Source organism: Cupriavidus necator N-1 (assembly GCF_000219215.1).
GTDB lineage: Bacteria > Pseudomonadota > Gammaproteobacteria > Burkholderiales > Burkholderiaceae > Cupriavidus > Cupriavidus necator.
Map to the genome: position 1 here is coordinate 251,740 of NC_015727.1, position 13,945 is coordinate 265,684.

Sequence of the window (13,945 nt, forward strand, 5' to 3'; positions counted from 1 at the left end):
GGAGGAGACAGATGAAAACCGAAATTAATGTACACAAGTTGGCGGAAGACGCGCGATTCTCTCGATTCCACGCCGGGATCCTGTTCTGGTGTGTCGCCATACTGATTCTCGACGGCTATGACCTTGCAGTGGTCGGGGCGGCCTTGCCCTCGATCATGAAAGAAATGCGCGTGGACGCCACCAAGGCCGGCTTCATGGCCAGTTCCGCGCTGTTCGGCATGATGGTCGGTGCGATCTACCTCGGCACAATGGCCGAGAGGATCGGGCGCAAGCTGTCCATCTGCATCTGTGTCGCGCTGTTCAGCCTGTTTACGGCCGCGGCCGGGCTCACCACGGATCCCGTCACATTCAGCGCGACACGCTTCCTCGCAGGGCTGGGCATCGGCGGCGTGCTGCCCGTTGTCACGGCCCAGATGGGCGAATTCGCACCAAGCAGGATGCGTGCCCGGTTGGTCACCCTCGTTTTTGCCGGATATTCGATCGGCGGCATCCTCGTGGCGCTGACCGGCAAGCAACTGATCGGGACGTACGGATGGCAAGCGGTGTTCTTCGTCGCGGGCCTTCCGATTTTCTTCATCCCGTTCATTCTGTGGACCATGCCGGAGTCCCTCGCCTTCCTCGCAAAAAAGGGACGCCATGCCGAACTGGAGCGTGTAGCGCGTCGCCTGGCACCGGCGTTGAAGCAGGGTGAGCGCTATCAGTTCTTTGTTCCGTCCGAGGCACTCGCCTCCAATGCCCCGGTGGCTGCGCTCTTCTCGCAGGGGAGAGCGCTTAGCACGCTGATGATCTGGGTGGCGTTCTTCACTGGCCTCTTCATGGTGTACGCGCTTAGTTCGTGGCTGACTAAACTGATGGCGTTGTCCGGCTACAGCCTGGGCTCGGCGCTGAACTTCGTGCTCGTCTTCAACATCGGTGCGGTCTGCGGTGCCATTGGCGGCGGATGGCTGGGGGACCGATTCAATATCAAGCACGTGCTGGTGGCGTTCTATGCCACCGGAGCCGTCTCCCTCGCCCTGATGGGCCACACCAAGTCGACCGAACTGCTCTTTGTCCTCGTATTTGTCGTGGGCGCCTCTACCCTCGGTACGCAGTTGCTGGCCTACGCGTACGCGGGTGAGTTCTACCCCGGTCCCATTCGCTCGACAGGCGTGGGATTTGCCTCCGGGATCGGACGACTGGGTGCCATCATCGCCCCGGTCCTCATCGGTACGCTGGTGGGAATGAAGCTGCCGTTGGAACAGAACTTCCTGGCCATCGGCGTTGCCGGCCTCGTCGGTACGCTCGCCGTCATCCTGGTCGACCATCGCAAGAGCGCCGCCGCGCGACAAAGCCCAGGTCAGGTGGTCTCGCAAGAGCCGCTGGCGCCGGTAGCCGCTCATCAGCCGACAAACCACTGAAAAACTGAAGCTCGACCATCATGAATATCTCCGGCAATGTATTTATCGTAACCGGCGGCGGATCCGGACTCGGCGCCGCCACAGTGAAGGTACTCGCACAGCAAGGTGCAATAGTCGTCATCGTCGATCTCGACGCCACGAAGGGCCAAGCCATCGCCAAGGACACGGGTGGCGTCTTCTGGAGGACCGACGTTTCCGACGAGGCGAGCGTCAAAGAGATGTATGCCTTTGCCTGCGGACTCGGAAAATTGCGGGGGTTGGTAAATTGCGCCGGCATTGCCCCCGCGGAAAAGATCATCGGAAAGAGCGGCATCCACGCCATGTCTTCGTTCATGCGAACGATGCAAATCAATGTCGGGGGCACCTTCAATCTTCTGCGCCTTGCGGCCGACATCATGGCAAGCCAGGATCCGGTGGAAACCGGCGAGCGCGGCGTCATTATCAATACGGCGTCAATCGCAGCCTTCGATGGCCAGATCGGACAAACCGCCTACGCGGCATCGAAAGGTGCGATCGTGTCGATGACGCTTCCGTTAGCCCGTGAACTGGCCCGCTTCGGCATCCGCGTGATGACCATCGCGCCGGGCATCATGGAGACGCCGATGCTGCTGGCCATGCCGCCAGAAGTGCAGAAGGCGCTCGGCGATGCGGTGCCATTTCCGCCCCGCATGGGCAAGCCCGACGAGTTTGCCGGACTTGTTGAATACATCCTTGGCAATGCCTACCTCAATGGCGACGTGATCCGTCTCGATGGCGCGATCCGGATGCCGCCGAAATGATTCAGGAGCAACCATGACCACGAAAGACCCGATCGTCATTGCCTCGGCTGCCCGGACTCCCATTGGTGGATTCCAGGGCGCGCTGTCCAGCCTGGGCGCCCCGGATTTGGGCGGCGCTGCCATCCGGGCGGCAGTCGAACGTTCAGGCATTGCGAACGATGCAGTGCAGGAAGTGTTGATGGGATGCGTACTGCCTGCAGGCGTTGGCCAGGCGCCCGCTCGCCAGGCAAGCATTAATGGTGGGCTGCCGCTCTCGGCGGCCTGCACCACCGTCAGCAAAGTGTGCGGCTCCGGCATGAAGGCAGTGATGCTGGCGCACGACCTGCTCGCTGCTGGCACCAACGACATGATGGTGGCGGGCGGTATGGAATCGATGTCCAACGCCCCCTATCTCCTACCCAAGGCGCGCAGCGGTTACCGGCTGGGACACGGCACCATGCTCGACCACATGTTCTTTGACGGCCTCGAAGACCGTTACAGTCCCGAGACAAGGGGCCGGCTCATGGGGACCTTCGCCGAGGACTGTGCAGGGGCGTACCAATTTTCTCGTGAAGCGCAAGACGAATGGGCGGTTCTTTCCACGCAGCGTGCCCAGGCGGCAATCCGGGATGGGAGCTTCGCGTGGGAGACCGCTTCGATACCGATCGTGGACCGGAAGGGCGCGACGTCCGTCGTTGCCGATGATGAGCAACCTCTCAAGGCAAATGTCGATAAAATTGCGTCGCTGAAGCCCGCCTTCAGAAAGGATGGCACTGTCACCGCGGCCAACTCCAGTTCGATTTCGGACGGTGCCGCAGCGTTGGTGCTGACGAAGGCCTCCATCGCTGAGAGCCTTGGCTTGAGCCCGATCGCCCGCGTGGTTGGCCATGCCACTCATGCACAGGCTCCGGCGAAGTTTGCCACCGCTCCCGTCGGTGCCATAGGGAAGCTGCTGAATTGCATTGGCTGGGACACGGATTCTGTCGATCTCTGGGAAATCAACGAGGCCTTTGCCGTGGTCACGATGGCTGCCATCCGGGACCTGTCCCTCGACCTCGCTCGCGTCAACTTTCACGGCGGCGCCTGTGCGCTCGGGCATCCGATTGGCGCTTCGGGTGCTCGGATTCTGGTGACGCTCCTTGGTGCGCTGCGCAAGACCAGGGGCCGCCGCGGCGTCGCAAGCCTGTGTATCGGGGGTGGTGAAGCAACCGCGATGGCGGTGGAGATGCTGTAGCAGGTGGGCGCCATGGCGATTGCCACCTTGCCATGGCCGCAAGGGATCCTGGGGTGGGCTAGTCACCAATATGCGCGTACCGGCGCAGTCCATCCAGGTCAATCACCACAATGGCACCATATTCCATCTCGATCATGCCCGCTTTAGCCAACTCACGGAGTGCGCGATTGGTGTTCTGGCGGGAAAGACCGGATAGCCTGCCTAGCTCTTCCTGCGACAGCGCGAGGGTGCGCTCCGTGGCAGGATAGAGCTGCCGATGGAACAACTCGGCCACACAGAAAGCGACGCGGGCGGCGGCCTCGTGGAGCCGGAAGTTATGCACCAGCCCGACGTAGTAACCGCAGCGTGCATTGAGCTGGTCAATGACATAGCGGCTGAAGCCATGATTGCGCCCAAGCAGCCATAGGAAAGTCTCGCGCGGCACATAGGCAATGCGACTGTCCTTGATTGCCACCACCGAATACGGCCGCATCTCCGACTTCAGCACTGCCCCTTCGCCAAACCAGGAACCAGCCGGCACACCGGCAAAGGTCACGGCGCGGCCGCAAGCCGAGGCCGTGTCTACCTTGATGATGCCTTCGATCACGCCCAGCCAGTGATCGGCCGGATCGCCTCGATGACATGCCATGCCACCCGCGGCGCAGTAACGCTCGAACGTCTCGATTTTGACGCGCGCCTTCTCTTCGTCGGTCAATATGGCGAACCAGCTTGACGCCTGCAGGAAGTCCTCAAGCGTGCGATGGCGTGACCGCGTCGAGCCGTAGAGCGTGTGGACATGGACCGCGCTGCTTGCTTCAGCGTAGGAAATCGTCCGCATGGCAACTCCTTGGCTTTGCATAGTGTCTGGGCTAGTGCTTTTCATCGCCCTTGCCGTCCAAGTCCGCGTTTTTTCGCGCCTCGCGCAACACAAACCGTTGAACCTTGCCGCTCGGTGTTTTCGGTAGCTCCGAGATGAACGTGACGCGCCTCGGGTAGGCGTGTGCGGCGTATCGGGTCTTCACCCATTGCTGGAGTTCCACAGCCGCTTCGTCAGTCGCCTCAAAGCCAGGACGTAGCACGACATACGCTTCGATCACCTCTCCCCTCACCTTGTCCGGAACTGCGATGACCGCACATTCTGCGACTGCAGGGTGGGCCGTGAGCACGGATTCCACTTCGAACGGACCTATCCGATAGCCAGCCATGATGATCACGTCATCTTCGCGCGATGAGAAGAAGAAGGCCCCGGTCTCATCGGCCCGCGCTAGATCCCCGGAAAGATAGTACTGGCCGTCTCTGGAAAACTTCTCGGCACTCTTTTCCGGCAAGCCGTCGTACCCCGCGAACCAGGCAAGCGGGCTGTCTGCTAACTTGAAAGCGATGCGCCCGACCGTACCAGGGGGCACCTCGACGTCTTCGGTCCGATCCAGCACCACAGCCTTCCAGCCAGGCATCGAAATTCCCATGCAGCCAGATTGTATGGGGCGCACGAGGCGGGGGTCATGATGGTTATTGATCAACATCCCCGCTTCGGTCTGACCATAGTGATCGTAGACACTGACGCCGAGCGCCTGCGCGGCCCACTCGTTGACATCGGGGGTCAACGGCTCGCCTGCGCTCGATGCCGAGCGTAGGTGCAGGCCAGCAGGCGCCGTCACGTCAGCGCACATCAGCGATCGAAAGACGGTAGGGGCCGCCGCGAAATTTGTGACGCCACACTGACGCAGGACGTCGTAGGTAAGGGCAGGATCGAAGCCCCCCTTCTGAAAGACGCTCTGGACCCCGGTGCACAGAGACCCCACCACGCCGAAGTACAGACCGTAAGCCCAGCCAGGATCGGCGGCACACCAGTAGACATCATCAGCGCGCAGGCCGATGCCGAATTCGACATAGGCGTGAAAGGCTGCAATCGCCCGCGACGGCACAACCACGCCCTTCGGCTTGCCTGTGGTTCCGGAGGTATAAATGTGAATGAAGGGGGCATCGCCGCCGAGCGCAGCGGGACTTACGCGATGACCGGCCTTCAGAACGTCTTGATATCGATGCAGCGCGGGCTCTTCGAGGCTAAGCTCATCATCGCTTATCACCACAATGTCGTACCTCGGCGCCGGCTCCCCGTCCTCGGAAGAAGAAAGCTTGCTGCGTTGTGAGGCATCGCAGACCACGACCCTCGCCCCACTGCCCTCCAGGCGCAGCGCGACCGCCGGTGGCGCAAACGCGGTGAACAGCGGCACGTGCACGGCACCGATCCGCCATATGCCAAGCAGCGCGACGAGGTATTCCAAGCTTTTGCCCGCAAGCGTCGCCACACGATCGCCGGATCTGACACCCAGGTCGAGCAGGCCGGCGGCAAAGGCTTCGGATTGGACTCTCAGCTCACCGTATGTCAGCCGCTCGACCCTGAGATTCGCATCGACGATATCGTAGGCAACACTGGCCGGATCATGCCGGTCGCACAACATCCACGCCAGGCTCGCCGAAGAATCGGCATAGTGATCGATGAGCTCGCTGACGCGCTCGCCCAACTCGGCTAAAGGGGAAAGGATTTCCACGGCGACCGTCTCCTACTACGGTGGCCGGTTGGCTCCAGCCTTAAGTGAAATCATGATTCACTTAAGGCTAAGATGGCCGCCTCGAGAAGTCAAGGACTGACTCGGCAGGGTAATTACTTACCGACCTGACATAGGAAGTGACAACATCTTCCAATGGGCCCGAACATGAATTGCGCTTCTACTTATTTACGCCTTCTTCATCACATTCAGATTTTCACGCCGGTGGAACGAACGTGACGGAGGTTCCTGCGACGCCACGCAGGCAGAAAGTAATAATGGACGTGGCCTGACTCTGCATTGGGACGCCCGCCAACGCTGCTTCGCTGCTCAAGGGAGCGACGAGGCCCTCGAAAAGGCACCCGACGATACAGTCTGCCGAGGCAGTCGAATCCTGTTCGGGAAACTCGCCTGCAGCAATGCCCTGTTCAATGATGGTGCGAAACACCCGCGAGAGCGCACGGTGATAGGTCAGCCTCGCTGCCTCGACCTCCGGTTCAACCGGTTCGGCCACCAACGCGTGCGCCAGCCGCCGGCCACGCAAGGCCCGGCTCGCGAAAGTCCACGCTGCAATGCCCAGCCGGTCGCAAGCGGTGCCGTCTCGCATGGCGATGCCGGCCACGACATCAACTTCCCGCTGTGCCGTGAATTTGACGACCTCGACAAGCAGTTCGGTCTTAGACGGGAAATACCGATACAGCGTCCCAATCGCTAGGCCAGCCGCCTCCGCGATCGCCGTCATCTGGGCCTCCCTGAACCCCGACTGCGCGATGAGGGTGCGTGCGGCCTTCAGGATAAGGGGATGCTTGTCGGCGCCCCGTCGACGAAGGCGTACCCTGGGAGAAGTCAGTAGATCATGCATCTCAGTCCGCTTGCCTAGGGCCCTTCCCCGCCTTGAACGCGTGGGCACCTTTGCGGCCAATTATGCCACGCCCGGCCGGGCCGACATGCTAGCGCCGCGCAACCACCGGCACACGTCCGCGCACAAATGTCCCGCATATGACAGTTGTCCTGCACTTCAATGTCTAGCCTTTGCCAAAAAGGGGCTACCGAACCGAGTAGGGTGCATCCCTGCTCACGACATCTGAGGAGACTACTGTGCGCCGTACCGAAATATCGCGTTCGTTGTTCCTGTCTGTAGGTTGTGCCGCCGTCATCGGCAGTCTTGCCGGTTGCGGCGGATCCGACGAAGGCAAGGGCGCGGCAGCGCCACCGCCGTCGGACAGCACCTCCATGGCAACCCCGCAGGCCCAACGGACTACTACACGAAGGTCGTGGCTCAAGCTGGGGGGCAGGCGGAAGCGGACAAGTTCGTCGAGTACTTCACGGCGCCGGGTGTGAATCACTGCGTGGAACAGCCAAGCTTCAGGAATGCTTCGTGAATATCAGCCCGACGCTCGAAGCGAATGCGAAGACGACGGAGTTTGTGGAACCACGCATGAGTGCGTTCGACCACCCAGTTTCGCCCGCCCCGACAGCTCGCACCGACGACGAATCGACGGCCGCTCGTGAGAAATCGAGTTGGCCGGCCTCGCGCAGCTTCGCGAGCAGCAACTCATGTAGTCGGACCCATACGCCCGCCCTCTGCCAGTCGCGCAAACACTGCCAGAAGGTCGGGCCAGAACCAAATCCCAATGCGTGTCTGAATGCCGTGGGCGCGCTGGGCACGTACCCACACAGGCTTGGCGCCGGCCCCGAGCCGCTCAGGGCAGCGTCACATCGAAGCAACCGTGCGCTGCAGCGACGCCGGCCAGTCGTTGCGCTATCCAGTCGATCCCGTCCGGCGGTCCTGCAAAGTTGCCGGTTCCGTGCTCAAGCCCGATGAGCCCTTTGAACGTCACGTCGGCGCCGCGCGAGCACCAGCTGCTAAACAGCAATTGTCCCAGCGCGAACGGAACGACCTGGTCCGCGGTGCCGTGATAGATGAAGGCGGGTGCTCCCGGAACCTTGGTGCCGAGCAAAGAGGCCTTGAATCGCTGCTGCCATTGGGAGTCGGAGAGGGCATTTGGTTGCGTCACGTCGGCCGCCGATGTGGTTCCATACGCTGTGAGGTATTTGTCGAAGCACGACGTGCGGACGTCTTGCATGACTTGGCGACCGAAGTCAGTGAGACGCCCATCGAGGTTCAATTCGGGGAACGCATGGTCGAGACCGGAGAGGGCGGCAAGGCCGAATCCGGCTCCCGCGGTGGGGTTGCCGTTCAAGTGGTTGACCTCCACCAGCATGTCGGTCGGCACGCCGCCGACCAGCGCGCCGCGGAAGTTCAGTTCTGGCGCATAGGTTGGTTGCAGTTCTGCGACCCAGCCGGCCGCCTGCCCGCCTTGAGAGTAGCCGACGACACCGACGGGCGCGCCCGCGGGCACGCCCGCGCCGGGCAGTCGTTGCGCAGCCCGCAAGGCGTCGAGGCCGTTGTATCCCTCGGACCGGCCGACCAGGTACGACGTCAGACCCGGTGTGCCCTGGCCCTCGTAGTCGGTCAGGACGACCGAGATGCCGCGAGCCAGCAATTGCTGGGTTGTTCCGGATTCGTAATCGAGCCCATCGGGCGAAGCGCTCGTGACGCCGAACTGCCTGGACGGTGCACATTGATCACCAGTCCCGCGTGTCCCGGGCGTCATGACCACGAGGGGCTGACCGGCCGCGCGGAGTAGCGGCGTGGCGACAACGCCGGTCACGGCAACCGGCTTGCCCGAGGCGGTCGACGAAAGATACATGATCTGCTGTATGAGCGCATTCGGGAAAAGCGGCGCGGTGATCGTGCGGGTTCGAATCACGTCACCGGGCTTGCCGGGCGGCAGGGGATTCGGCGGCACGTAGAAGTAGTCCTGCGGAATGATCTGGGCCGATGACGCCGTGACGACGCCAATGGAAAGCGCGACCATCAGAAAGGCAGCCCTGCAACCGCGCCACCCTTTGCGGTGCCCGGAAGACGCCGCCCTTGCTAGGTCCGCCGTCCCGGATGCCGCTCCGACGTTGACGTCGTCGCACTTCGCTTTGCCTACTTTCATGTCTGTCTCCTTGCGCCGGCCATGACCGGCAAGACGCTGTGAATGAAGCGTCAAAAGTTGAAGCCGTTAAGCAAGATGGCGCGCGCCAAACTGTCCGCAGTGCAGTTTGGCAACGAGTTTGACGCCGGATTGTCCTTGCGACGACAATCCTGGGGTTTTGCCTTGTGGGGGCTTACCCGAATCTGTGCAATGAACGCCGAGTTCGCCACCGTCGTTCCCCATCCCGCTGCGGGCGTCATGTTGGCGCGGTCCCGCGCGGCGCATCGGAACGAGCTCAATTCCATCCCGTGGCTTCTGCTCCGATTTCTCGAGCAAGCACGCGGACGCCTTCAACGCCGCACGCGTTTGATGTCCAACGGCACTGAGCTTGCGGTGGCAAGCGTGCCGCCGATGTTGCCAGTTCCAATGATCCGAATTTCATTACATGACCCTCCGGCTTTTTCAAAAGCGGCTTTGCTGCGCCTTGCTGTCAAGCCGCTGGCACATCGAAGACAAAGCAGGTGGTGGTCGCATGAGCGTAGAGCTTGCCTTTCGCATCTTCGACACGCGCCTCCGCAGTCGCTATCTGACGACCCGAGTGGACAACCGTGGCGACCCCGCGCAACGGACCGGTCTTGTGAGAAGCCGCCCGCACAATATTGATGCTAAGTTCGGCCGTCGTGTAGGAACGCCGGGCTGGCAGCATAGTTTGCACTGAGCAGCCAAGCGCTGAGTCCAGAAGCGTGGCAAACCAGCCCCCGTGCACCGTCCCCAGTGGGTTGTAATGCTGCCGCAGCGGGATGCCTTGAAACACGGCGCGGCCGTTGTCCACTTCCAGCAACGTCATGTTCATGGTTTCGTTCATGGGTGGATATGGCAATTGGCCAGACATCATGGCCTCGAGAATCTCTAGCCCGCTCTTGCCGGCGACCTGATCGATTCGGGCGAGGCCAGGCGCTCCACCGCCTTTACGTATGCGCTGCTTTGCGTCTGACTGCTGGCTTATCCAAACAAGTGATTCTTGATTGTTTTCCATCGATGTCTCCAACACGGTATGCGCGAATTTCACGCTGTGGCTTCTGGACTGGACCCGGCGTCACGGGTTTTGGTTTTGGCGATGGCTGCGGACAACGTGTTGACGGGCAGACACAAGGCTGCGGTCACCAGTGCCAAGCTCATATGGCACAGGTAGACTGCATTGAAGTCGGCACGCTGCAAACCGGTACTGCCGAGCAGCAGTACCGTGAGGGCGACCCCCATGACTGAACCAATTTGCCGTATCGCCTGGTTGATAGCACCGCCGACAGCGTAATGGTCTGCGGGTAAGCGGCTGACTGCAGCGCCCGCCAGCGACGGCAACACCATGCCCACGCCGACCCCACTGAGCAGCATGCCCGGCAGCCACTGCGAGAGATAAGCGGGTTCAATTCCTGGCACCAGCAAGAACCACAGTGCACTGGTCGCGTAGAGCAGGCTGCCCGCCACTAACAGCGGGCGATGGCCGTGCCGACTCGCGATTCGACCTGACATGGCGGCGACCGGGATCACCAGCAGCGGCCCCGGCGTTATGGCAAGACCCGCCAGTGGCAGCGAGTAGTGCCAGATTGAACTCATGTAGAAAAAGAAGGCGAAAAACATCATCGAAAACGCGATGCCGAAACTCAACGTTGCGAGATTGGCGTAACGGTAAGCTCGGTTGCGAAATAAGGCCAAGTCCACCAGCGGTGAAGTGGCGACCCGAGCCCAAGCCACAAATCCGACTATGCTCATTAACCCGACGCCCGCAACACCCAGCAGTTCATGGCGTGACCAGGCAGGCGACTCCGATTGCACAATGGATAGTGCCAAGGCGCCAGTACCAACAATCAATAGGCTCATACCGAACAGATCCAGTGGGCGAGTGCTGGCTTGCTGCTTTGTCTCGGTGAGCAGTGTTGCGCCGCGCCACATTGCAACAATGCCCAAAGGCAAGTTCAGGTAGAAAGCCCATTGCCAGCCGACCGATGCGATCACGAATGCCCCGAGGCTGGGGCCCACCGCTGCAGCCAGGGCACCGACCGCTCCCCATAGACTGATAGCCACAGCACGCTTGCTTGTCGGAAACGCCGCCAGCACGAGCGAGAGAGATGCGGGTGTCAACAATGCGGCGCCTATGGCCTGCAGTACTCTTGCCGCAACGAGCCACCCTACGCTAACTGCTAAACCACATGCAACGGACGCCGCCAGAAATAGCCCAACACCGCCCAGGAATATCTTCTTGCGCCCATGCTTATCAGCCAATCCGCCAGACGGGATGAGTGTTGCAGCATAGGCGACGGTGTAGGCATTGAGAACCCAGGAGAGGTCTGCCGCAGTTGCGTGAGGAAAACCCGCGCGTAAGGCGCTGAAGGCCGCGAACAGCATCGTGCCGTCCATTGAGACAAGAAACACCGCAACGCTGGCCACCCAGAACACCGGCCACGGTGATGCGGGGTGCGCATTTTGTAGAGCCAGAGCAACGCTGGCAGAGAGCGCGGTTGCGGGGCGGTCAGGATTGGTCATGGGGCTCTTCCGAATATCGGTGTGCACGGATCCCTCTGGACAAAGCTTTTTCGCTCGTGAGGTGAGAGCAGAGATCGATTTCAGGAGAGTCCAAATGTCTTCCTCAGACTTGCGTCGACCGGGCCTGCAGGCATGAAACGGCGCAGTTTGCTCAGCAGATAGGCTTGGCCTTTCGGAGGACGTCGCATTCCCCATGCACCCACGGCGGCATCGACAATCGTGGTTGCGACACCATCGGGGTCCGGTGCGTCCTTGACGTTTTTCTGAATGGCTTGGAGAACGATGTTGCGCTCATCGTCATAAGCTGAGATCTTGGAAGCCGCATGGGGCGCGTTGGTATCCAGGCCGGTCTTGGTGAAGGAAGGTTCGACCAGCACCACGCGGATCCCGAATTTGCGCACTTCATGGTCCAAGGTCTCGGACATCCCTTCAACGGCATGCTTGGATGCCGAATAGAGCCCCATGTACGGAGCCGGAAGAAAGCCGAGCACCGAACTGATGTTCACAATTCTTCCCGAACGTTGCGCGCGCATGTGCGGCAGAACGGCTTGGGTTGTGCGCAGGATGCCAAAAACGTTGGTGTCGAACAGCGACTGGGCTTCGGCAATCGACGTTTCTTCGGTCGAGCCGAGCAGGGTCACGCCTGCACTGTTGACCAGCACGTCGATGCGTTTGGCGTGAGCGATGATGGCCTGGATTCCATGTTGAACCGACGCTTCATCACGGATGTCCATCTCGACCAGTTCAACACCCGATATCGGCTGCGCTTTTGCGGAGTTGCGCACAGTGCCGAATACCCGGTAGCCTTGCTGGGCAAACTTCGCGGCGGTGGCGCGGCCGATGCCCGATGACACGCCGGTAATCACGACAACTTTGGAATTCGACACGGCAGTTCCTTTCTGTATGCGGGAATTGAGATGGCGGCAGTTCAGCTTTACCGATGAGGCCTGCTTGATGAGCGACCTCATTCATTCCGGTTCATGAGAGGCACAGGGCGCTATTGGGCGAACTCTGGCGGCTTGGTTGCCACGACGGCGGATTCATCGGGTTGCCAACCACCACCGAGCGCCTTGAATGCCGAGACCGCAGCGCGTGCCGCTTCCGTTTGTGCCTGCGCTCGCGCGTCCGATGCGCGCAGCAGGCTTTCGTCGGCTTGCAGGACTTCGATCAGGCTGACGACGCCTTTCTGGTAGGCGGCAAACGAAGCATTTCTCGCGCGATTGAGCGAATCCACGCCTTGCGCGAGCACGGCCGCTTGCTCCTCGCGCTTGACCAGGGCGGAGAAAGCGTCTTCCACGTCCTCTGTTGCGCGCAGCACGGCGAGCCGGTACGCGGCGAGCATCTCAGCCTCTTGACCCTTGGCCTGATCGATTTGCGCGTTGATGCGGCCGAAGTCGAACAGGCGCCAGCGCAGACCGAGCACGCCGGCAAATTGACTTGCGCCGCTGCCGAACAGACTTCCGGCGCCCACCGACGTTGCGCTGCCAAGGAGCCCGCTGAGCGAGAACTTCGGGTAGTACTCCGCAATGGCGACGCCGATTCGTGCGTTGGAGGCCGCAAGGCGCCGCTCGGCGACGATGAGGTCGGGACGGCGCCTCAGCAATTCGCCAGGCGATCCGCTGATCGCAATCTGCGGAGCGGCCGGGACATCACCGCCTTGCGCAAGCTCGGCTCGGTGCGTGCCAGGCAGCGAGCCCAGCATCACGTCTAGCGCGTTCATTGCCGCATCCAGGCCGGCTTCAAGCTGAGGGATCGACGCACGAACCTGAGCGAGCGCGCCTTCGGCCTGCCTGACTTGAAGTTCAGCGGCCAGGCCCTTGCCGTACAGCAGTTTGATGGTGGAGAGCAATTCCTCTTGCGTCTGTACCTGGTGGCGGGCCACCTTCAGGCGCGTCTGCAAGCCGCGGATGGTGATGTAGATATCGGCAGTCTGTGCGGCCACGGCCAGCCGTGTGGCGACTGCGCCCGCCTGGGAGGCTTGGTAATCGGCAAGTGCCGCCTCGCGGCCACGGCGCAGGCCGCCGAATACGTCCAACTCCCAGCTTGCGTTGACATCGGCCTCAAAAGCGCTGCCGTAGCGATCGAAGCCGGGCCTCGAATTCAAGACGCGGCCCAAAGGGGTTTCGACGGACTGATACACACGCGCGGCCTGGCCAGTGATATTTCCGGAGGGCAGCAACGCGGCATTGGCAGCGCCCAAGCCCGCACGGGCTTGCGTGACGCGGGCGAAGGCCTGTGCAAGGTCCAGGTTCTGTTCCAGTGCGATCTGCACGAACCGCGTGAGTTGCGGATCGCCAAAGCCAGCCCACCATGCGGACAGATCGGCTTCGGCATTGGCAATGCGCTGCTCAACGGCGGCCTGGCCCTGGAATCGTTCGGAAACCGGCATATCGGGCTTCACATAGTCTGGGCCGACGGCACAACCGGTTGCCAGGCTGGCAACGAAGAGGGCCGCAAGGGAGCGCTTTGGCAACATGGGTTCTTCCATCTGAATCTCAAG

The 13,945-nt window shown here is 61.5% G+C and carries 11 protein-coding genes and 1 pseudogene; 3 read left to right on the forward strand and 9 right to left on the reverse strand.

Going from position 1 to position 13,945, the window contains the following annotated elements; translation table 11 throughout:
- Positions 1-11 precede the first annotated feature (11 nt).
- From CNE_RS31360 to CNE_RS31370, 3 genes are read left to right on the forward strand one after another with little or no spacing between them, the layout of a single operon-like run.
- Positions 12-1,397, forward strand: coding sequence for an MFS transporter (locus CNE_RS31360; RefSeq protein WP_013958735.1), 1,386 nt, complete (start codon positions 12-14; stop codon positions 1,395-1,397).
- Positions 1,398-1,417: 20 nt separating this feature from the next.
- A complete protein-coding gene (locus CNE_RS31365; RefSeq protein ID WP_013958736.1) occupies positions 1,418-2,176 on the forward strand; it encodes an SDR family NAD(P)-dependent oxidoreductase in 759 nt (252 codons plus the stop codon).
- Between the two features lie 13 nt (positions 2,177-2,189).
- A complete protein-coding gene (locus CNE_RS31370; protein ID WP_013958737.1) occupies positions 2,190-3,389 on the forward strand; it encodes an acetyl-CoA C-acyltransferase in 1,200 nt (399 codons plus the stop codon).
- 58 nt (positions 3,390-3,447) lie between these two features.
- Here CNE_RS31370 and CNE_RS31375 read toward each other — a convergent pair whose 3' ends face one another.
- From CNE_RS31375 to CNE_RS31410, 9 genes and pseudogenes are all read right to left on the reverse strand, one after another.
- Positions 3,448-4,206: a Crp/Fnr family transcriptional regulator gene (locus tag CNE_RS31375; RefSeq protein WP_013958738.1), complete on the reverse strand. Its 759-nt coding sequence runs from the start codon at positions 4,204-4,206 to the stop codon at positions 3,448-3,450.
- A gap of 31 nt (positions 4,207-4,237) precedes the next feature.
- Positions 4,238-5,920: an AMP-binding protein gene (locus tag CNE_RS31380; RefSeq protein ID WP_013958739.1), complete on the reverse strand. Its 1,683-nt coding sequence runs from the start codon at positions 5,918-5,920 to the stop codon at positions 4,238-4,240.
- Positions 5,921-6,134: 214 nt separating this feature from the next.
- Positions 6,135-6,779 carry a TetR/AcrR family transcriptional regulator gene (locus CNE_RS31385; RefSeq protein ID WP_013958740.1) on the reverse strand — a complete coding sequence of 215 codons (645 nt, stop codon included), beginning with the start codon at positions 6,777-6,779 and terminating at the stop codon, positions 6,135-6,137.
- A gap of 480 nt (positions 6,780-7,259) precedes the next feature.
- Positions 7,260-7,552: pseudogene (locus tag CNE_RS39715) on the reverse strand (IS5/IS1182 family transposase); the annotation flags it as partial.
- A 68-nt stretch (positions 7,553-7,620) separates the two neighbouring features.
- Positions 7,621-8,925, reverse strand: a complete 1,305-nt coding sequence (locus tag CNE_RS31390; RefSeq protein ID WP_013958742.1) for a lipase family protein — start codon at positions 8,923-8,925, stop codon at positions 7,621-7,623.
- A gap of 469 nt (positions 8,926-9,394) precedes the next feature.
- A complete protein-coding gene (locus CNE_RS31395; RefSeq protein ID WP_013958743.1) occupies positions 9,395-9,940 on the reverse strand; it encodes a PaaI family thioesterase in 546 nt (181 codons plus the stop codon).
- 29 nt (positions 9,941-9,969) lie between these two features.
- Positions 9,970-11,445: an MFS transporter gene (locus CNE_RS31400; protein WP_041228987.1), complete on the reverse strand. Its 1,476-nt coding sequence runs from the start codon at positions 11,443-11,445 to the stop codon at positions 9,970-9,972.
- 80 nt (positions 11,446-11,525) lie between these two features.
- A complete protein-coding gene (locus tag CNE_RS31405) occupies positions 11,526-12,332 on the reverse strand; it encodes an oxidoreductase (protein ID WP_041228988.1) in 807 nt (268 codons plus the stop codon).
- A gap of 110 nt (positions 12,333-12,442) precedes the next feature.
- Positions 12,443-13,921, reverse strand: a complete 1,479-nt coding sequence (locus tag CNE_RS31410; protein ID WP_041229176.1) for an efflux transporter outer membrane subunit — start codon at positions 13,919-13,921, stop codon at positions 12,443-12,445.
- Positions 13,922-13,945: the final 24 nt, after the last annotated feature.

What these genes read in the sequence shown, in the direction of transcription:
- CNE_RS31365 (WP_013958736.1), top strand. Translation starts at nt 1,418, where the DNA reads ATGAATATCTCCGGCAATGTATTTATCGTAACCGGCGGCGGATCCGGA.
- CNE_RS31370 (WP_013958737.1), top strand. Translation starts at nt 2,190, where the DNA reads ATGACCACGAAAGACCCGATCGTCATTGCCTCGGCTGCCCGGACTCCC.
- CNE_RS31360 (WP_013958735.1), top strand. Translation starts at nt 12, where the DNA reads ATGAAAACCGAAATTAATGTACACAAGTTGGCGGAAGACGCGCGATTC.
- CNE_RS31375 (WP_013958738.1), bottom strand. Translation starts at nt 4,206, where the DNA reads ATGCGGACGATTTCCTACGCTGAAGCAAGCAGCGCGGTCCATGTCCAC.
- CNE_RS31410 (WP_041229176.1), bottom strand. Translation starts at nt 13,921, where the DNA reads ATGTTGCCAAAGCGCTCCCTTGCGGCCCTCTTCGTTGCCAGCCTGGCA.
- CNE_RS31390 (WP_013958742.1), bottom strand. Translation starts at nt 8,925, where the DNA reads ATGAAAGTAGGCAAAGCGAAGTGCGACGACGTCAACGTCGGAGCGGCA.
- CNE_RS31385 (WP_013958740.1), bottom strand. Translation starts at nt 6,779, where the DNA reads ATGCATGATCTACTGACTTCTCCCAGGGTACGCCTTCGTCGACGGGGC.
- CNE_RS31400 (WP_041228987.1), bottom strand. Translation starts at nt 11,445, where the DNA reads ATGACCAATCCTGACCGCCCCGCAACCGCGCTCTCTGCCAGCGTTGCT.
- CNE_RS31395 (WP_013958743.1), bottom strand. Translation starts at nt 9,940, where the DNA reads ATGGAAAACAATCAAGAATCACTTGTTTGGATAAGCCAGCAGTCAGAC.